Origin of the sequence: Pseudomonas azotoformans, assembly GCF_001579805.1 — a bacterium.
Lineage (GTDB): Bacteria > Pseudomonadota > Gammaproteobacteria > Pseudomonadales > Pseudomonadaceae > Aquipseudomonas > Aquipseudomonas azotoformans_A.
In genome coordinates this window covers 3,389,873-3,409,615 of sequence record NZ_CP014546.1, presented here as the reverse complement: position 1 = coordinate 3,409,615, position 19,743 = coordinate 3,389,873, and the positions used below count along the sequence as shown (strand labels likewise).

17 protein-coding genes are annotated in these 19,743 nt (G+C 60.0%); 9 read left to right on the top strand and 8 right to left on the bottom strand.

The annotated features are described in order from the left end of the window. The first annotated feature begins 21 nt into the window (after nt 1–21). The 4 genes from AYR47_RS15880 (at nt 22) to AYR47_RS15865 (ending at nt 6,445) form a co-directional block, all read left to right on the top strand. Complete coding sequence (locus AYR47_RS15880; RefSeq protein WP_033901394.1) at nt 22–1,353, top strand: deoxyguanosinetriphosphate triphosphohydrolase; 1,332 nt, start codon at nt 22–24, stop codon at nt 1,351–1,353. 171 nt (nt 1,354–1,524) lie between these two features. Next, the gene (locus AYR47_RS15875) at nt 1,525–1,926 is read left to right on the top strand and encodes a response regulator (protein WP_033901392.1); all 402 of its coding nucleotides are present in this window, start codon (nt 1,525–1,527) and stop codon (nt 1,924–1,926) included. 248 nt (nt 1,927–2,174) lie between these two features. Next, nucleotides 2,175–2,801: a response regulator transcription factor gene (locus tag AYR47_RS15870; RefSeq protein WP_033901391.1), complete on the top strand. Its 627-nt coding sequence runs from the start codon at nt 2,175–2,177 to the stop codon at nt 2,799–2,801. Between the two features lie 8 nt (nt 2,802–2,809). Beyond that, nucleotides 2,810–6,445, top strand: coding sequence for a transporter substrate-binding domain-containing protein (locus AYR47_RS15865; protein WP_082781507.1), 3,636 nt, complete (start codon nt 2,810–2,812; stop codon nt 6,443–6,445). A 25-nt stretch (nt 6,446–6,470) separates the two neighbouring features. Here AYR47_RS15865 and AYR47_RS15860 read toward each other — a convergent pair whose 3' ends face one another. Continuing rightward, nucleotides 6,471–6,953: a GAF domain-containing protein gene (locus AYR47_RS15860; protein WP_061435860.1), complete on the bottom strand. Its 483-nt coding sequence runs from the start codon at nt 6,951–6,953 to the stop codon at nt 6,471–6,473. After that, nucleotides 6,950–7,840, bottom strand: a complete 891-nt coding sequence (locus tag AYR47_RS15855; protein WP_061435858.1) for an ATP-binding protein — start codon at nt 7,838–7,840, stop codon at nt 6,950–6,952. The genes AYR47_RS15860 and AYR47_RS15855 overlap by 4 nt, the downstream gene beginning before the upstream one ends. 164 nt (nt 7,841–8,004) lie before the next feature. Between AYR47_RS15855 and AYR47_RS15850 the strand changes: the two genes are divergently transcribed. Continuing rightward, on the top strand, nt 8,005–10,314 hold the full coding sequence (locus tag AYR47_RS15850) for a hybrid sensor histidine kinase/response regulator (protein WP_061435856.1): 2,310 nt from the start codon (nt 8,005–8,007) through the stop codon (nt 10,312–10,314). On the opposite strand, the gene AYR47_RS15845 is transcribed toward AYR47_RS15850, so the two are convergent. From AYR47_RS15845 to msrB, 3 genes are all read right to left on the bottom strand, one after another. Continuing rightward, entirely contained in the window at nt 10,268–10,747 is a 480-nt protein-coding gene (locus AYR47_RS15845) for a MarR family winged helix-turn-helix transcriptional regulator (RefSeq protein WP_033901386.1), read from the bottom strand. The genes AYR47_RS15850 and AYR47_RS15845 overlap by 47 nt on opposite strands. Continuing rightward, the gene (locus tag AYR47_RS15840; RefSeq protein WP_033901385.1) at nt 10,744–11,229 is read right to left on the bottom strand and encodes a glutathione peroxidase; all 486 of its coding nucleotides are present in this window, start codon (nt 11,227–11,229) and stop codon (nt 10,744–10,746) included. Before AYR47_RS15840 ends, AYR47_RS15845 begins: the two co-directional genes overlap by 4 nt. A gap of 128 nt (nt 11,230–11,357) precedes the next feature. Next, complete coding sequence (msrB, locus tag AYR47_RS15835; RefSeq protein WP_033901384.1) at nt 11,358–11,750, bottom strand: peptide-methionine (R)-S-oxide reductase MsrB; 393 nt, start codon at nt 11,748–11,750, stop codon at nt 11,358–11,360. A gap of 202 nt (nt 11,751–11,952) precedes the next feature. On the opposite strand from msrB, the gene AYR47_RS15830 reads away from it, so the two are divergent. After that, entirely contained in the window at nt 11,953–13,164 is a 1,212-nt protein-coding gene (locus tag AYR47_RS15830; protein WP_033901383.1) for a pyridoxal phosphate-dependent aminotransferase, read from the top strand. Nucleotides 13,165–13,467: 303 nt separating this feature from the next. Further along, nucleotides 13,468–14,355: a protease HtpX gene (gene htpX / locus AYR47_RS15825; protein WP_033901382.1), complete on the top strand. Its 888-nt coding sequence runs from the start codon at nt 13,468–13,470 to the stop codon at nt 14,353–14,355. 56 nt (nt 14,356–14,411) lie between these two features. On the opposite strand, the gene AYR47_RS15820 is transcribed toward htpX, so the two are convergent. Next, complete coding sequence (locus tag AYR47_RS15820; protein WP_061435854.1) at nt 14,412–15,068, bottom strand: thiopurine S-methyltransferase; 657 nt, start codon at nt 15,066–15,068, stop codon at nt 14,412–14,414. A gap of 103 nt (nt 15,069–15,171) precedes the next feature. Here AYR47_RS15820 and AYR47_RS15815 point away from each other — a divergent pair, with 103 nt between their 5' ends. Continuing rightward, nucleotides 15,172–15,939, top strand: coding sequence for a DODA-type extradiol aromatic ring-opening family dioxygenase (locus tag AYR47_RS15815; RefSeq protein ID WP_061435852.1), 768 nt, complete (start codon nt 15,172–15,174; stop codon nt 15,937–15,939). Nucleotides 15,940–16,073: 134 nt separating this feature from the next. Here AYR47_RS15815 and AYR47_RS15810 read toward each other — a convergent pair whose 3' ends face one another. After that, nucleotides 16,074–17,747 (bottom strand): DEAD/DEAH box helicase, encoded by a 1,674-nt coding sequence (locus AYR47_RS15810; RefSeq protein WP_017734403.1) that lies wholly within the window; start codon nt 17,745–17,747, stop codon nt 16,074–16,076. A gap of 423 nt (nt 17,748–18,170) precedes the next feature. Between AYR47_RS15810 and AYR47_RS15805 the strand changes: the two genes are divergently transcribed. Next, nucleotides 18,171–18,962, top strand: a complete 792-nt coding sequence (locus tag AYR47_RS15805; protein WP_061435850.1) for a crotonase/enoyl-CoA hydratase family protein — start codon at nt 18,171–18,173, stop codon at nt 18,960–18,962. Nucleotide 18,963: 1 nt separating this feature from the next. Here AYR47_RS15805 and AYR47_RS15800 read toward each other — a convergent pair whose 3' ends face one another. Next, the gene (locus AYR47_RS15800; RefSeq protein WP_061435849.1) at nt 18,964–19,719 is read right to left on the bottom strand and encodes a spermidine synthase; all 756 of its coding nucleotides are present in this window, start codon (nt 19,717–19,719) and stop codon (nt 18,964–18,966) included. Nucleotides 19,720–19,743 lie beyond the last annotated feature (24 nt).

Genomic DNA, 19,743 nt, shown 5'->3' with positions numbered 1-19,743 from the left:
ACCGCACGGAGAGTACCCGCCTTGGATTGGCCCACCCTGTTGACCCGCGAACGTCTTGGCAAACCGCTGCACAGCCCGGAAGAACTGGGGCGTAGCCCGTTTCACAAAGACCATGACCGTATTATCTTCTCCGGCGCATTTCGTCGCCTGGGCCGCAAGACCCAAGTGCACCCGGTCTCGAGCAACGACCATATTCACACGCGTCTGACCCATTCCCTGGAAGTGAGCTGCGTGGGTCGCTCCCTCGGCATGCGCGTCGGCGAAACCTTGCGCAGCGCCCTGCCCGACTGGTGCGACCCAAGCGACCTGGGCATGGTGGTGCAGTCGGCCTGCCTGGCCCATGACATCGGCAACCCACCGTTCGGGCACTCCGGCGAAGACGCCATCCGCCACTGGTTCCAACAAGCCGCAGGACGTGGCTGGCTGGACGACATGAGCAGCGCCGAGCGCAATGACTTCCTGAATTTCGAAGGCAACGCCCAAGGCTTTCGGGTGCTGACCCAGCTTGAGTACCACCAGTTCGACGGTGGCACCCGGCTGACCTACGCCACCCTGGGCACCTACCTGAAATACCCCTGGACTGCCCGCCACGCCGACTCCCTGGGCTACAAGAAACACAAGTTCGGCTGCTACCAGAGCGAACTGCCGATCCTCGAACAGATCGCCCACAGGCTCGGCCTGCCACAACTCGAAGAACAGCGCTGGGCCCGGCACCCGCTGGTGTACCTGATGGAGGCGGCGGATGACATTTGCTACGCCCTGATCGACCTGGAAGATGGCCTGGAAATGGAGTTGCTCGAATACGCCGAAGTCGAGTCGCTGCTGCTCAACCTGGTGGGCGATGACCTGCCCCAGACCTATCGCCAACTGGGCGCCCAGGACTCGCGCCGACGCAAGCTGGCGATCCTGCGCGGCAAGGCCATCGAGCATCTGACCAACGCAGCGGCACAGGCCTTCGTCGAGCAACAGGACGCCCTGCTCGCCGGCACCCTTCCCGGCGACTTGGTGGAACACATGCACGGCCCGGCCAAGCGTTGCGTGCTGGATGCCAAGGACATGGCGCGCAAGAAGATCTTCCAGGACAAGCGCAAGACCCTGCATGAGATCGGCGCCTACACCACCCTGGAAATTCTCTTGAATGCGTTCTGCGGTGCGGCACTGGAGCAGCATGGCGGGCGTACGCCGTCGTTCAAGAACCGGCGCATTCTCGATCTGCTGGGCAACAATGCGCCAAACCCTGAATGGCCGCTGCACGCGTCGTTCCTGCGCATGATTGACTTTATTGCGGGGATGACCGACAGCTATGCCACCGAGATGGCCCGGGAAATGACCGGACGTTCCAGCCCTCAGTAACGACCACGATCATGCCGCCTGTTTCTTGAAAGGAATCGACCTACGACGGGAACAGAGCGGCCTGATCGAATTCGCACAACCACTCGATGAATAATCATGCACGCTCCGGGCGACCCTGGCGACCTGGTCCTACGCGCCCTCCCTCGATGCTTGACTCAACGTGTGGCCCCAATGCCCAGTTACTCGCTCCGTATCCTGCTGGTGGAGGATCACCCGTTCCAACTCCTCGCCACCCAATGCCTGCTCAGAAGCTTCGGCTTCGCAAGACTGACGCCGGCCGAAAGCGCCGAGCAGGCGATCTGCTTGATGTCGCAGGCCGAGGTGCCTTTCGACATCATCTTGTGTGACCAATGCCTACCCGACTTACCGGGACTCGAACTGATTGAAATTGCCAGTCGCCGACGCTTTACCACGACCGCCATCCTGTTGAGCGGTTTACCGGTGGCGGAACTCGCCAGCCTGATAAGCCAAGCCATGGACCGTGGCCTGCCACTGCTTGGCTATCTATCGAAGCCGCTGAACAAGGATGAACTTGCACACTTGCTCTGCCCATTACTCAAGTTAAAAATGTAGGAATTAAACATCATGAGCCGACGAAAGACGACGGCACAGCATCAGTTAAATCCATGGCAGCAACCGTTAGCCTATTCACGTTCAAAGCATCGACGTAGCGCCTCACCAAGCCTCAGCAACTGGTAGGCTGCTACCTTTTTTAATGTAGGACTTTTCCTGTTTTATATCTACTCCCCCTCGACTCATGCTCCTCCCTCCTCTTCTGAGCTAATGTGCCCGCTTTATTTGCACTTGTACGGAATGTGATCATGAACTCAGTTTTTATTATCGATGACCACCCGGTTATACGGCTCGCCATCCGTATGTTGTTGGAACACGAGGGCTATAAAGTCGTGGGCGAAACCGATAACGGGTGCGACGCCATACAAATGGTACGCGAATGCCTGCCTGACCTGATTATCCTGGATATCAGCATTCCCAAGCTGGATGGCCTCGAAGTGCTCTGCCGCTTCAACGCCATGAACACCCCGATGAAAACCCTGATACTGACCGCCCAATCGCCCACCCTGTTCGCCACACGCTGCATGCGTTCGGGCGCGGATGGCTACGTGTGCAAGGAAGGCGACCTGAGCGAGTTGCTGAGCGCCATCCGTGCAGTGTTATCCGGTTACAACTACTTCCCCAGCCAGGCACTGAATACCAATGGTGTCGATAGCATCGAATCCCAGGAGCTTGAACTATTCAAGACCGTCAATGACCGGGAACTGATGGTATTGCAACTTTTTGCACAAGGACGAACCAACAAGGAAATTGCCAAGGGCATGTTTCTGAGTAACAAAACAGTAAGCACTTATAAAAAGAGGCTGATGCAGAAACTTCAAGCCAAGTCCTTGGTAGAACTTATCGAGATGGCAAAACGAAACGCGCTAGTGTGAGAAAGCGGATGCCCAGGCGTATAAAGGACTATCTGATTATATTGAGTGCCGGTTTGTGCTTCAGCACCGTGGTACTTGCGAACCCGCCAACGGGCCCGGAACATTTCGCCTTGTTGAGTCGTGCAGGCTCGGTTCAACTGGAAACCCACCTGAACAAGGCTCAACGCCAATGGCTGCAAAACAAGCGCGAGTTGGTGCTGGGTACTGCGGCGCCTGATTACCCACCTTTCGACCTCACGTCCAGCGGACGTGACTACGAGGGTCTCACCGCTGATTACGCCGGCCTGCTGGCCAAGGCGCTGGCCCTGCCGGTGAAAGTATTGCGCTACCCCTCTCGCGAGGCCGCGATCCGCGCGCTTGAAACGGGGGCTATCGATTTGCTGGGATCTTCCAACGGTTTTGAGGCGGCCAACCCAAACCTCACGCTGTCAGAGCCCTACGCGGTGGACCAGCCGGTCCTCGTCACCCGCGAAGGAGAAACCCGCAGCCTGACCAATGGCCTGGCCGGCATGCGCCTGGCGCTGGTGTACCACTACCTGCCGTTGAGCGAGGTGGAAAAGCTGTACCCCAAGGCGACCCTACGCGCTTATCCCTCTTATCAAAATGCCTTGAATGCGGTGGCGTTCGACCAGGCGGATGTATTCCTTGGCGATACCATCTCTACTCACTACATGATCAACAAGGGCTACCTGAAGAACATCCGCATGGCCAACTTCGGCAAACACGAAGCCTACGGGTTCAGCTTCGCCATGCCCCAACACCAGCAGACGCTATTGAGCATTGTCGACGCCGTATTGACGGCCGTGCCCACCAATGAACGGGAAGCGATCGCCAAACGCTGGAGCGCCGGCAGCGATATCTTGCTGACCGACCAGAAACTGCAACTGACACAACGCGAAGAACGCTGGCTACAGGAGCATCCAGTGGTCAAGGTGATCGTGAACGAGACCTTTGCCCCGCTGTCGTTCTTCGACGCCGATGGCAACTTCCGCGGCATCACCGCCGACCTGCTGGAACTGGTTCGCCTGCGCACAGGGCTGCGTTTTGATATCCAACGTGAGCGTGTCGTTCAGTCAATGATCGAACAGGTCGACGCAGGGAAGGCCGACATCATTGGCGCCATCGTTCCCAGCACGGAACGGGAAGCCCGGTTGAACTTCAGCCGTCCCTACCTGGAAAACTCCTACGTAATGTTGACACGCAAGGAAAACCAGGCGGCGACCAGCCTGGAAGAAATGGAAGGCAAGCGCGTGGCCGTCACTGAAGGCAGCCCAATGGCAGCGTTTCTGCGCGAGCACTTCCCAACCATTCAATTGGTCGCAACGGGTGATAACTTCAAAGCCGCCGAGCTGCTGGTGCAAGGGCACGTCGACGGTGCCGTGAACAGCTTGGTCATCGCCAACTATTACCTCTCGTCCTCCATGTTTCAGGACAAGGTCCAGATCAGTTTCAGTATTGGCACCACGCCCGCTAAATTTTCGCTGGCCACCTCACGCAACGCCACCGAACTCAGCTCGATTCTCGACAAGGCCATGCTGAGCATCGCACCGGATGAGCTGGGGGTCATCAACAGTCGCTGGCGCGGTTACACCGCCGCCTCCGACAGCTACTGGCGCAACTATCACCAACTGATCGCGCGCATCATCATCGGCACCGGGCTTTTGCTGCTGATCTCCCTGAGCTGGAACGCCTATATGCGCCGTCAGATCAAGCATCGCAAAATGGCCGAGCGCGCCCTCAATGATCAATTCGAGTTCATGCGGGCCTTGGTCAACGAAACCCCGCACCCCATCTACGTACGTGACCGTAAAGGCTTGCTGCAGACCTGCAACGACAGCTACTTGCAGGTGTTCAACGTCAAACGCGAAGACGTGATCGGCAAAAGCGCCATCCAGATGAGCGCCGCCCTTGAAACCGATGCGACGCAATACCATGCCGACTACCAGCGCGTGATGGCCGAAGGTAACCCGCTGATCCTGGACCGCACGCTGCATATCCACGGGAAGAAACTGACGATCTATCACTGGATCCTGCCCTACCGTGACTCGACTGGAGAGGTGCAAGGCATTATTGGCGGCTGGATCGACATCAGCGAACGACGCCAGCTGTTCGATGAAATCCGCGCAGCCAAAGAACGCGCCGACGAAGCCAACCGGGCCAAGAGCACGTTCCTCGCCACCATGAGCCATGAAATCCGCACGCCGATGAACGCGGTGATCGGCATGCTCGAACTCACCCTCAAGCGCGCCGACCAGGGTCATCTCGATCGCCCGGCCATCGAAGTGGCGTACAACTCAGCCAAGGACCTGCTCGAACTGATCGGCGATATCCTCGACATCGCGCGCATCGAATCCGGCCGCCTGAGCCTCGCGCCGGAGCGTGTCAACCTGCGGGAGGTGATCGAGTCGGTGGTGCGCGTGTTCGACGGCCTGGCACGCCAGAAAACCCTCAGCCTGTCCCTTGAGTTCAACCCCAACCTGGATGACACCGAAGTCCTGATCGACCCGCTGCGCTTCAAGCAGGTGCTGTCGAACCTGGTCAGCAACGCGATCAAGTTCACCGAGCGTGGCCAGGTGAAAGTCAAGGTCGAGGTGCTGCCCACCGAGCTGGCGCAGCAGGTCGAGATGAAACTGGTGGTCGAGGACACCGGCATAGGGATCAGTCGGGATGATCAGTTGCGCCTGTTCGAGCCCTTTGCCCAGGCCGACAATTCCGGGCAGCTTGCCAGGAGCGGCGCCGGCCTTGGGTTGGTGATCTGCCGCAGCCTGTGCGCGATGATGGGTGGGCAATTGAGCCTCAGCAGCGTGCCGATGGTGGGCACCCAGGTGCATATCAGCCTGAACATGACCCGTCTTCAGCCGGAACAGCCGGTGCTTGAATACAAGCCTGAGGCACCTGCAAGCGCGCCAGTGCTGAACGTGCTGGTCGTGGACGACCATCCCGCAAACCGCTTGCTGATGTGCCAGCAACTGGGCTACCTGGGGCATCAGTTCAGCGCCGCCCAGAATGGCGCCGCCGGTTTCCAGGCCTGGCGCCAGGAGCGTTTCGACTTAGTGATCGCCGACTGCAACATGCCCATCATGAACGGCTATGAACTGAGTCGCTCGATCCGCGAGTACGAACAGCGCGAGCAGCTGGCGCCCTGCGTGGTGCTGGGGTTTACCGCCAATGCCCAGCCCGAAGAGAAGCAACGTTGTGCCGACGCGGGCATGAACGACTGCCTGTTCAAACCGATCAGCCTCACGGCACTGGAACGGCAACTGGCAAAGATCGCCCCGCAAACCACTGACCTGCACCTGGACCTCGGCAACTTCGAGGCCCTTACCGGTGGCGATCCACAGTTGAGCTGGCGTTTGCTGGAAGAACTGCTGAGCAGCAGTCGGCATGATCGCCAGGAACTGGCGGCGCTGATCAGTGCACACGCCCCGCTCCAGGAGATCACCGAGCAGGCCCACAAAATCAAGGGCGCTGCGCGCATTGTTCAGGCGACCCCACTGGCTGGGCAGTGTGAAACCCTTGAACAGGCGTGCGCCCGTGAGGATGACTGGGCAGTGATCGAAGCCGGGGCAAAAGCCCTGGAAAAACTCATGCTGGAACTGGAGAGGTTGCTGCAAGGGCAGCTTCACGGCCTGGAGGGACAGTAAGGGGCGCAGGCCGCCCCTCCCGTGATCAGCAGTCGGTCAAGCGCAGGAAGATCGCCGCCAGCTGTTCGATACCCGCCTGGTCCTGGACGGTGAAACGCGCCACCGACGGGCTGTCGAGGTCAAGGACGCCAATCAGTTGGCCGTCCTTGACCAGCGGCACCACCAGCTCGCTGTTGGACGCGCTGTCACAGGCGATATGCCCTGGGAACGCATGCACATCCTCCACGCGCTGGGTCTGCCGCGAGGCGGCCGCTGCGCCGCACACGCCACGGCCAAACGGAATGCGCACGCAGGCGATCTGGCCCTGGAACGGGCCCAGCACCAGCTCTTCGTTACGGTTGAGGTAGAAGCCAGCCCAGTTCAAGTCGTCCAACTGGTTGAACAGGAACGCAGAAAACTGCGCACTGTTGGCAATGAAATCCCGCTCATCGGCCAGCAGCGACTCCAGTTGCGCATAGAGCATGGCGTAGCCATCAAGGCCAGTGCCAGCGCTTTGTAGATCGATCATGGTTGCAGCTCCAGCAATTTGAGGCCTACCCAGTAACGGGCGAATTGATAAGCGCAACGACCGTTGCGGTTGCCGCGTCCGGTCGCCCAGCGCACGGCCAGGATGTCGAGGGCTTCATCGCGCTGCCACTGCAAACCGGCCTTGCTGGCCAGCTCGCCGATCCAGTGCTCCACCACATCCAGGAAATGTTCTTGTGTGAAGGGGTAGAACGACAACCACAAGCCAAAGCGGTCGGACAAGGCAATCTTGTCTTCCACCGCTTCGCTCGGGTGCAACTCGCCGTCCACGCGTTTCCAGTTGTCGTTGTCGCTCTGGTTTTCCGGCACCAGGTGACGGCGGTTGGAGGTGGCATACAACAGCACGTTTTCCGGGGCCTGCTCCAGGGAGCCGTCAAGCACGCTTTTAAGCACGCGGTAATCGCCTTCACCGGCCTCGAACGACAGGTCGTCACAGAACAGGATAAACCGCTGCGGCAGCTTGACCAGTTGTTCAACCACGCGTGGCAGGTCGGCCAAATGGTCGCGCTCGATTTCGATCAGGCGCAAGCCGGCCTTGGCATGCTGGGCCAGCAAGGCACGCACCATGGAGGATTTGCCGGTGCCACGCGAACCCCACAGCAGTGCATGGTTGGCAGGCAGGCCGTCGATGAATTGCTGGGTATTGCGCGCCAGTGTTTCACGTTGCTTGTCCACACCGATCAGGTCGGACAGGCGCATCTCCAGGCTTACATCCAACGGCAACAGGAAACCCGTGCGGCCTTCACGCTGCCAGCGGGCAGCCAGGCAGTGGTTCCAATCGATGGTTTGGCGGGGCGCGGGTAACAAGGGTTCCAGGCGGGCGAGCACTGCATCGGCCCGTTCAAGAAACGCATTCAATCGAGCATCCACGATTATTCCTCTGGCAAGTTCTTGCAAAAGATGGCGTATTGGCAACCCTGCGGCAGACCGCACGAGGCTGCGTAAAAAAACGATTCATGCCGGGTAAGCCAGAACCTGTGGATGTTCAGCTATGCTTGCCGGGCGAAGGGAAACGTGAAGTGGTTCAACACTCGATGGATATCAAGTTCGCCCACCGCTTGTCTTATAAACAAGCCAGATTGACTGTGCTGGTCGGTTTCGTCTTGGGAACCTTGCTCAGCCTGATCCAAATCGGCATTGATTATGCCAGCGAAGACGCATCCATCAACCGTGAAATTCGCTCGCTGATCGAAATCAGCCACAACCCCGCCTCACGCATCGCCTACAACATCGACGCCGAACTGGCCCAGGAACTGGCCCTGGGCCTGCTGCACTCCCCCGCCATCATTCATGCCCAGTTGATCGACAACAATGGCGTGGTGCTGGCGGATGTCGACCGCCCACGTAAAGAGAGCACCTACCGCCCCGTCAGCGATTTCCTGTTCGGCGCCAACCGCCAGTTCGAAGACCGGCTGTTCCTTAGTCACATGCCCAACGAGTCCCTCGGGGTGCTGCGCCTGGACGTCGACACCTATGCCTTTGGCAGCCGTTTCCTGCGCCGTGCCGAGATTACCCTGCTCAACGGCTTTGTCCGCAGCCTGTTGCTGACCGGCATCCTGTTGGGCTTGTTCTACGTGATGCTGACCCAGCCGCTGGTGCGCATCATCCGCGAGCTGAGCAACCGCCGGCAGGCACGCCTGGATTGCCCGCCCGGCCACGAGCACGATGAGATCGGCGTGCTGGTGAACGTGGCCAACCAGCAGTTCGAAAACATGGAGACGGAGATCCAGCAACGCCGCCACGCCGAAGATCGGTTGACCGAATACCTGGGACAACTGGAAGACATCGTGTCCGCCCGCACCCTGGAGCTCAAGGCCAGCAACCAGCGGTTGAGCCAATCCAACGATGAGTTGGAAGCGGCAAAGATGCACGCGCTGGGCATGGCCCAGGCACGGGCGGCGTTCCTCGCCAACATGAGCCACGAAATCCGCACACCGCTCAACGGCCTGCTGGGGATGATCGCGCTGTCACTCGACAGCCCGCTCAACGCCGAACAGCGTCAGCAACTGTCCATCGCCCATGACTCAGGCAAAGTGCTGGTGGAGTTGCTCAACGATATCCTCGACCTGTCCAAGTTCGACGCTGGCCAGTTGGAGTTGGAGCGTATCCCGTTCGACCTGGGTTCGTTGGTGGAAGACACCGCCAACCTGTTGTCACAGAACGCCGCGCCCAGCGTCGAACTGACGTGCCTGATCGACCCGCAGTTTCCGGCGCAGGTCCTGGGCGACCCGACCCGCGTGCGGCAGATCGTCAGCAACCTGCTGTCCAACGGCCTTAAATTCACGCGCTTCGGACGGGTAGATGTTCGCCTCAGCGCGCGGGAGGGCCAGGTACGCATCGAGGTCTGCGATACCGGCATCGGCATTGCGCAGGAAGCCCAGGTGAAGATCTTCCAGCCCTTCACCCAGGCGGGCGCCGGCATCACTCGCCAGTTCGGCGGCACCGGCCTGGGCCTGGCGCTGACGCACAACCTGTGTGAAGCGATGAAAGGCCGACTGAGCATCAGTTCGGAAGTGGGCTTCGGTAGCCAGTTTTGCGCCGACCTGCCGCTGCCAACCCATTTGCCCGCCGCCCAGCCACTGCCGCTCAAGGGTGAGGTCACCGTCATTACCCATGCCGGCAGCGGCCTCACTGAACTGCTGACCACCCTGCTGCCTCACTGGGGCCTGACACCTCGCTGCTACTCGCAAGATGATGACTTGAGCGGGCAAACCCCGGACCTGCTGATCACCGACTGCCCCGAGTGCCTGTTTCGCCTGCGCCCCACCCTCAACGCGCCGATCCTGCTGGTGACCGCCTATGGCAATTTCATGCCCAGCGAAGAAGTTGCGGCACTCGCACCGCTGCAACAACAGGCGCGCCCACTGAGCCGCAATGCGCTGTATCAGATCCTGCAACGTAACTTGCGCAGCGACGCACAACTGATCCTCGACCCGATCCAGATGGAGGCTGCCCCCTTGGCACACCGCGCGCGCATCCTGTTGGTGGAGGACAACCCGGTCAACCAACTAGTGGCCAAAGGCATGCTCAGCAAACTGGGGTGTGAAGTGATCGTCGCAGCCCATGGTGGCGAGGCGCTCAAATTCCTTGAGGAACAACGCTTCGACCTGGTGTTGATGGACTGCAATATGCCGGTGATGGACGGCTATGAGGCCAGTCGGCAGATCCGTCGCAGCGGGCGCTGGCCAGACCTGCCGATCGTTGCCTTGACCGCCAACGCGCTGTCCGAAGAGCGCGAGCGTTGCCGGGCTGCGGGCATGAATGACTACCTGGCCAAGCCGTTCCGGCGTGAGGAACTCAGTGGCTTGCTGGAGCTGTGGGTGCCGAAGACGACAAGTCTCTGATCTGTCTAAGCAACTGGTCCAAGCCCTCGCGCAGCGCGTCAGCCTGGTTCAGGTCGATACCGCTGTCGCACAGCAGCCGCGTCTTGAGGCCATGAGTCTGGTCACGCAGCTGCACACCGGTTTCGCTCAGGCTCAAGTGCACTTCCCGCTCATCCTTGGCGCTGCGCTGGCGCCTGACCAGACTGAGTTGCTCAAGGCGCTTGAGCAGCGGCGTCAGCGTGCCGGAATCCAGCATCAAGCGCTCACCCAACGCCTTGACCGTGGGTTGCAGCGGCGTTGCGACGTGCCACTCCCACAACACCAACATCACCAGGTATTGCGGGTAGGTCAGGCCCAACTGATCAAGCATGGGCTTGTACGCGCGGGTCACCGCCCTGGAGGCGGCGTAGAGCTTGAAACACAGTTGATGGTCGAGCGCCAGGGAGACGGTCATTTGAGCAGGGCTTCGATCTCTTGGGTCAGGTCCTGCGGCTTGGTGGTCGGCGCAAAGCGCTTGACTACCTGGCCATCGCGGCCGATGAGGAACTTGGTGAAGTTCCACTTGATGCCCTTGGAACCGAGCAAACCCGGCGCCTGTTGTTTCAGTTGCACGAACAATGGGTGGGCGTCGCTGCCATTTACGTCGATCTTCTTGAACAGTGGGAAGCTGACACCGAAGTTCAGCTCGCAGAATTCGGAAATCGCGCCTTCGTTACCCGGTTCCTGCTTGCCGAACTGATTGCAGGGGAAACCCAACACCACCAACCCTTGATCCTTGTATTGCTGCCAAAGCTGCTCCAGGCCCTTGTATTGCGGGGTGAAACCGCACTTGCTGGCGGTATTGACCACCAGGATGGCCTTGCCGGCGAAATCGGCCAAAGTCTTTTGCTCCCCCTTGATGGTGGTGCAAGGGATGCTCAGCAGGTTGTTGCTCATGGCAATGCCTCAGTCTGGTGGAAAGAAGGATAAACATAGTAGGCAATTAAATTGTGTGCAATTGAATTGACCGGAATGATAGCCCGCTATAGGGCGCTCCCGCGTTATCCGCAGGAGCGCTGGCAGACCTAGCGCGGCACCAGGTCCAGGCACACCGAGTTGATGCAGTAACGCAGGCCGGTCGGCGGCGGGCCGTCCGGGAACACGTGCCCCAGGTGGGCATCGCATTTGGCGCAGGTGACTTCGGTGCGGATCATGCCGTGGCTGACGTCACGGATCTCGATCATCGCGCTGTCGGCAATCGGCGCGTAGAAGCTGGGCCAGCCGCAGCCGGAGTCGAACTTGGTGGTGGAGTCGAACAGCGGCTCGTTGCAGCAAATGCAGTGGTACACACCGTCCGTCTTGGTGGCGTTGTACTTGCCGCTGAAAGGTCGCTCGGTGCCCTTGAGACGGCACACGTTGTATTGCTCCGGATCGAGCATCGCCTTCCATTCTTCAACGGTTTTCTGCAACTTTTCCATCGGTACACCTCGGCAACTGAAAAAGCCTGATCTGTGTCTTTTCCATGGATCAGGCGGCACGTATGATTGCGCCTCTTCAAAACGCCAGTCTGGCACCCGCGCTACCGGCATTCAAACGTATTTATGGGTGCGGGCCCCGCAGGATTCGCAGTACGGTAGTGTCCCCACCGTCTGGATCGTTCATTTTCAGGATCACATCGCCATGCAGGTCAGCAAATCGAACAAGCTCGCCAACGTCTGCTACGACATTCGCGGCCCAGTGCTCAAGCACGCCAAACGCCTGGAAGAGGAAGGCCATCGCATCCTCAAGCTGAACATCGGCAACCCGGCGCCCTTTGGTTTCGAAGCGCCGGATGAAATCCTCCAGGACGTGATCCGCAACCTGCCCACCGCCCAGGGCTACAGCGACTCAAAAGGCCTGTTCAGCGCACGTAAGGCGGTCATGCAGTACTACCAGCAAAAGCAGGTCGAAGGTGTCGGTATCGAAGACATCTACCTGGGCAATGGCGTGTCCGAGCTGATCGTGATGTCCATGCAGGCCCTGCTCAACAATGGCGACGAAGTGCTGGTACCGGCGCCGGACTATCCGCTGTGGACCGCCGCCGTGACCCTGGCGGGGGGCCATCCGGTGCACTACCTGTGCGACGAAGGCGCCGACTGGTTCCCGGACCTGGCCGACATCAAGGCCAAGATCACCCCGAACACCAAGGCCCTGGTGATCATCAACCCGAACAACCCGACCGGCGCGGTGTATTCCAAGGAAGTGTTGCTGGGCATGCTCGAACTGGCACGCCAGCACAACCTGGTGGTGTTCTCCGACGAGATCTACGACAAGATCCTCTACGACGACGCCGTGCACGTATGCACCGCCTCCCTGGCACCGGACCTGCTGTGCCTGACCTTCAACGGCCTGTCCAAGTCCTACCGCGTGGCCGGCTTCCGCTCCGGCTGGATCGCCATCTCCGGCCCCAAGCACAACGCCCAGAGCTACATCGAAGGCATCGACATGCTGGCCAACATGCGCCTGTGCGCCAACGTGCCGAGCCAACACGCCATCCAGACCGCCCTGGGCGGCTACCAGAGCATCAATGACCTGGTCCTGCCCCAAGGCCGCCTGCTGGAGCAACGCAACCGCACCTGGGAATTGCTCAACGCGATTCCGGGCGTGAGCTGCGTGAAACCCATGGGCGCGCTGTACGCCTTCCCGCGGATCGACCCGAAGGTATGCCCTATCTTCAACGACGAGAAGTTCGTGCTCGACCTGCTGCTGTCAGAAAAGCTGCTGGTCGTCCAAGGCACCGCGTTCAACTGGCCGTGGCCGGATCACTTCCGCGTGGTGACATTGCCGCGTGTGGATGACTTGGAGATGGCCATTGGTCGCATCGGCAACTTCCTCAAGTCCTATCGCCAGTAACGCCAACGACGCTGTACGGCCGACAATCGGTCGTACAGCGAGTATCTGGCAACACTTCTCTGGCTCTCACTCGCTTCAGCACTGCGTCAACCTCTAAAAACCACCGCCCCCCTGTAATTGCAGGGCGGCAGGCCAACGGTGAATCGATCTAGCGGCCTTTTCCCTATCGGAAATTCCCTTCAAGGCTCTACATTCTGGCTGTAGGACACAGTTTGAAATAGTCGCTCGGTTGAATCACCCCATGCCGCACCTTATATACCCCGCAGTACGCGACATATTAAGCATGAGGAGAACTCTACAACCATGATGCGCATCCTGCTGTTCTTGGCCACTAACCTTGCGGTCGTGCTGATTGCCAGCATCACCTTGAGCCTTTTCGGCTTCAATGGGTTCATGGCGGCCAACGGGGTTGACCTGAACCTCAATCAGCTGCTGGTTTTCTGTGCGGTCTTTGGTTTTGCCGGCTCGCTGTTTTCGCTGTTCATCTCCAAGTGGATGGCGAAGATGAGCACCAGCACCCAAGTGATCACCCAGCCACGTACCCGGCATGAGCAATGGTTGCTGCAGACCGTCGAGCAGTTGTCCCGCGAAGCCGGTATCAAGATGCCCGAGGTCGGGATCTTCCCGGCCTATGAAGCCAACGCCTTTGCCACCGGCTGGAACAAGAACGACGCACTCGTTGCCGTCAGCCAGGGCATGCTGGAACGCTTCTCGTACGATGAAGTGAAGGCCGTGCTGGCCCACGAGATCGGCCACGTAGCCAACGGCGACATGGTCACCCTGGCATTGGTCCAAGGGGTGGTGAACACCTTCGTGATGTTCTTCGCGCGGATCATCGGCAACTTTGTCGACAAGGTGATCTTCAAGAACGAAGGCGGCCGCGGCATTGCCTACTTCGTCGCGACGATCTTCGCCGAATTGGTGCTGGGCTTCCTGGCCAGTGCGATCACCATGTGGTTCTCGCGTAAACGGGAATTCCGCGCAGACGAAGCTGGTGCCCGCCTGGCCGGCACCGGGGCGATGATTGCAGCTCTGCAACACCTGCGCTCTGAACAAGGCCTGCCGGTGCATATGCCGGACAGCCTGACCGCCTTCGGCATCAACGGCGGCATCAAGCAGGGTATGGCTCGCCTGTTCATGAGCCACCCGCCGCTGGAAGAGCGTATCGACGCACTGCGTCGCATGGGCTGATAATCCGCAACGCAAAAAAAGGGGTGATTGAATCGCCCCTTTTTTGTGGCCGCGATCTACGCCCTGGTTAGCCGGTAGACCCGCTCATCAAGCTGCGTGACACCCTCCTGCACAAACTTCCAGCTCTCCTGCAGAACGTCTTGCTCTTGCAGCACTCTCAGGGTCCAGTCCGACCCGAACAGCACCTTCACCTCCTCATCCGTCACCGCAAAAGGCGGCCCGGCTTTTTGCGTCTGATCGTAATCGAGTGTGATCAGCAGCCCCTGGCAACCCGACGGCAGCAAGCGGCCCAGCTGCTCGGCGTACTGCGCACGCATCAGCGGTGGCAAGGCAATCAGGGCCGCGCGGTCATATAATGCGGCGCACCCGATCAGGGCTTCGGCGTCCAGGGCAAAAAAGTCGCCGCACCATACTTCGATCAGGTCGGCCTGGTACACCGTAAAGGCATTGCGCCGAGTGATGCGTGGCACAAGGTTCTGCTCACTGAAAAACGCCTCGACGGCCTGTTCCGACAGCTCCACACCCATCACCCGCAACCCATGGCTGGCCAGCCACATCAAGTCCAGGCTCTTGCCGCACAGCGGCACCAATACCTTGGAGCCTTCGGCGAGCGCCAGCTGCGGCCAATGTCGTTGCAGGTAAGGGTTGACCTCGGGCAAATGAAAGCCGATCTGATTGCGCGCCCAGCGCTCCTGCCAAAATGTAGGCTCCATAGATCCTCCCAGTAATTCGATCAAATGGTGCTAAAACTTATATTAGATTTAGATCAATGATCTGATTGAAGATGGGCCCATGTTAACGCTCAGGACCCCACTTATGTTCCCCAGCCTGTTTATCTCCCACGGTTCGCCCATGCTTGCCCTGCAACCCGGTGCCAGTGGCCCGGCCCTTCAGCGTCTCGCTGCCGAGCTGCCCCGCCCGAAAGCCATCGTGGTGGTGTCGGCGCACTGGGAAAGTCATGAACTGCTCGTCAGCGGCAATGCGGCGCCCGAAACCTGGCATGATTTCGGCGGTTTCCCCCGCGAACTGTTTGCCGTGCAGTACCCGGCACCGGGCAACCCGCAACTGGCCGGGGAAATTGTCGAGCTGCTGAAGGCCGACGGCCTGAATGCGCGCACCGACGACCGCCGCCCATTCGACCATGGCACCTGGGTGCCCCTGTCGTTGATGTACCCGGAGGCCGATATCCCGGTGGTGCAGGTGTCGCTGCCCAGTGGCATGGGCCCTGCCCTGCAGACCCGGGTTGGGCATGCGCTGGCCAGCCTACGCGAGCAGGGCGTACTTCTGATCGGCTCGGGCAGCATCACCCACAACCTGGGCGAGTTGGACTGGCACGCAGGGCCTGAGAGCATCGAACCCTGGGCGCGAGACTTCCGGGACTGGGTGGTCGACAAGCTGGCCGCCGGCGATGAAGAGGCGCTGCACGACTATCGCCGCCAGGCGCCGAATGCCGTGCGCAGCCATCCCAGTGATGAGCACCTGCTGCCGCTGTACTTTGCGCGTGGTGCGGGAGGTAATTTCAGCATCGCGCATCAAGGCTTCACCATGGGCGCTCTCGGCATGGACATCTATCGGTTCGGCTGACTGAGATCCAAATGTGGGAGCGGGCTTGCCCGCTCCCACATTTGACTGGGGGTTGATCCTAAATCGAGCAGGCAAAAAAAATCCCCGAACCAGTCGGGGATTTTTTATGTGCGATCAATCAGCCTAGGGGCGGATCAATCTTCGCGGTAGCGACGCAGCTTCAACTGCTTACCGGCAACGCGAGTGTCTTTCAGCTTGGCCAGCAGTTTTTCCAGGCCGTCTTCCGGCAGTTCCACCAGGGAGAAGCTGTCACGGACCTGAATGCGACCGATGGCTTCACGTGCCAGGCCACCCTCGTTGAGGATAGCGCCCAGCAGGTTCTTGGCAGCGATACCATCACGCGCGCCCAGCGCGGTACGGCAACGAGCACGGCCTTCAGCCAATGGCACCGGAGCGCGACGCTCACGATCACCACGGTCTGGACGGTCGCCAGTACGCTCTGGACGATCACCGCGTGGCGCGTTGTTCGGAACCAGTGGGCGTTCTTTCTCGATGGCTGCCAGGGTCAGGGCTTGACCGTTGGTGGCTTTACGCAGCAGGGCCGCAGCCAGGGCACGCGGGGTGCAACCGATATCGGCGGTCAGGCGGTCCAACAGGTCGCCGTGGGTCGATTCAGCGTCAGCCACCAGCGGCGACAGGCTGTTGGTCAGTTTCTTGATGCGGGCATCCAGAACGGCCTGGGCATCCGGCAGGCGGACTTCGGCAACTTTTTGACCAGTAACACGTTCGATCACTTGCAGCATGCGGCGCTCACGTGGAGTCACCAGCAGCAGTGCACGACCTTCGCGACCCGCACGGCCGGTACGGCCGATACGGTGAACGTAGGACTCTGGGTCGTACGGCATGTCAACGTTGAACACGTGGGTGATACGTGGAACGTCGAGGCCACGAGCAGCTACGTCGGTCGCCACAACGATGTCCAGGCGGCCATCCTTGAGGGAGTCGATCACGCGCTCACGTTGGTTCTGGGCGATGTCACCGTTCAGCGCAGCGGCTTTGTAGCCTTTGGCTTCCAGGGCACTGGCCAGGTCCAGGGTGGCTTGCTTGGTGCGCACGAACATGATCAGCGCGTCGAAGTCTTCGACTTCCAGCAGGCTCAGTACAGCCGAGGTCTTCTGGTCAGCGTGAACCAACAGGTGAGCCTGCTCGATCGCGGTAACGGTCTGAGTCTTGGTCTGGATCTTGACGTGCTCTGGGTCACGCAGGTGACGCTCGGCAATGGCACGGATCGACTGTGGCAGGGTGGCCGAGAACAGTACGGTCTGACGGGTCGGTGGCAGTGCCTTGAAGATGACTTCCAGGTCATCCATGAAGCCCAGCTTCAACATTTCGTCAGCTTCGTCCAGAACCAGGTGGTTCACGGTCGACAGTACTTTTTCGTCACGACGCAGGTGGTCGCACAGACGACCCGGAGTGGCGACAACGATCTGTGCGCCATTACGGATTGCTTTCAGTTGTGGGCCCATAGGCGCGCCGCCGTAAACGGCCACAACGGTAACGCCTGGCATTTGCTTGGCGTAGGTTTCGAAAGCGGTTGCTACTTGCAGCGCCAACTCACGGGTTGGCGCCAGGATCAGGGCTTGCGGTTCGCGCTTGGCAGGATCGATGCAGTGCAGGATAGGCAGGGCGAACGCGGCGGTTTTACCGGTACCGGTTTGCGCCTGGCCAATCATGTCCTTGCCGGCCATGATGATCGGGATCGATTGCTGCTGAATCGCCGAAGGTTCTTCGTAGCCGGTCGCGATGACGGCAGCGAGAATGTTCGGGTTAAGATTAAAAGCGGCGAAGCCGCCGGTTTCCTGGGTCATGGGTCTGCCTCTAAGTGCATCCGCAAAGACCCATGCTCCAAAGCTGCGCATGCCGTGTTGAGACTCAAGAGTCGCCCTGGCTGCTTTGTCGGCGGGGATTTGCGAAAACGAATGAATGAAAAAGATTCGTCAAGGGAGAGTCCGCTGTGCGGACGTGCAGCCGAAGCTGACTTCGGGGAATTGCGCTACCTAAACGCGGCCCGGTTAAAGGCCGGCGCGCACTATACCGGAAATAGCTGAAAAAGGGAGCTTTTTTTATCGGAAAGCACCGATAAACCGCGCTGTGCCACAGTCTTTGCAGATAACACCGGCAAGGTCTATTTTTCTAAGGCCCGGCCCTGTTGGTCATAACGCTTAAACGGTTCACCTGACCTTTCGAACCCTTTGGTCCGAAACCCTTCCCCGCGCCCGAGGGCACACCCGATGAATCAAGCCAGCAGCAGCCGCGTCAGCCGTGAACTCCAGGGCCATGTCTTGCTTTTAGGACTGGATCGGGTGGCCAAGCGCAACGCCTTCGACCTGGACCTGCTCAATGAACTGAGCCTGGCGTATGGCGAATTTGATCGAAATACCGACGCGCGGGTCGCCGTGGTGTTTGCCCATGGCGATCACTTCACCGCCGGGCTGGACCTGGCCAACGTCAGCAGCGTGATGGCCGGCGGCTGGCAGCCGCCTCTGGGCGGTTGTGATCCCTGGGGCGTATTTGCCGGCCCACGCGTGAGCAAACCGGTGATCGTTGCGGCCCAGGGTTACTGCCTGACCATCGGGATAGAGCTGATGCTGGCTGCCGATATCAATCTCTGCGCCAGCAACACGCGCTTCGCGCAGATGGAAGTACAGCGTGGGATCTTTCCGTTTGGCGGCGCGACATTGCGCTTTCATCAGATTGCCGGCTGGGGCAACGCAATGCGCTGGCTGCTCACCGGTGATGAATTCGACGCCCATGACGCCCTGCGCCTGGGCCTGGTGCAGGAAGTGATGGCCAGCGAAGACCTGCTGCCTCGCGCCGTCGAACTGGCCAACCGCATCGCCCGCCAGTCGCCGCTGGGTGTGCAGGCCACGCTGATGTCGGCGCGGTTGGCGCGGATGGAAGGCGAAACCGTTGCGGCAGCGGCGTTGCCGCCGATGGTGGATAAGCTGCTCAATAGCGAGGATGCCAAGGAAGGTGTACGGGCGATGATCGAGAAGCGGCCCGGCGTATTCAAAGGCTTCTAGCTCAGGTCGCCGGGCGGATCGCCGTGATCAACGGCTGCAACGAATAACCCAATCGCGGTGCCAGGGCTTCGGCGCGAGCGGACAATGCCTGCAGGTCCAGTTCCTGATCCAGCTCCGAAGGCACCAGCAAGATCACATTGCCCTCCTTCACCGGCAGTTCCCAATAATGCCGGTGATACAAACCACGCAACAAAGCAGCGCCCAGCGGTTTGCCATCATCGGTGGCCCACTGGTTGATCACCAGCCAGCCGCCGGGGTTGAGTTTCTTCTGGCAATTTTCCAGGAAGGTCCAGGCCAGGTGTCCGACGCCAGGGCCGACATCCGTATACAGGTCGACGAAGATCAAGTCGGCCGGCTCAGCGGTCTCCAGCAATTGCAGGGCATCGCCGATGCGGATGTACAGGCGCGGATCATCGTCCAGCCCCAGGTATTCGATGGCCAGGCGCGGCACATCGGGGCGCAGTTCGATGGCTTCCACGTCTTCCAGCGGCAGGAACTTCAGGCACGCCTGGGTCAGCGTGCCAGCACCCAAGCCCAGGAACAGCGCGCTTTCCGGCTGTTCATGGCACAACGCGCCGATCAGCATCGCGCGGGTGTAGTCGTACTCCAGCCAGCTCGGGTCAGCGGTGAACACACAGCTTTGCTCGATGGCATCGCCGAACTCGAGAAAACGGTAATCGGCCACTTCGAGCACACGGATCATGCCGAAGTCATCATGGACTTCAGCCAGCAGGCGCTCGACACGCTCCTCGGTCATCACTACTCCTAAAGGGTTTACCGC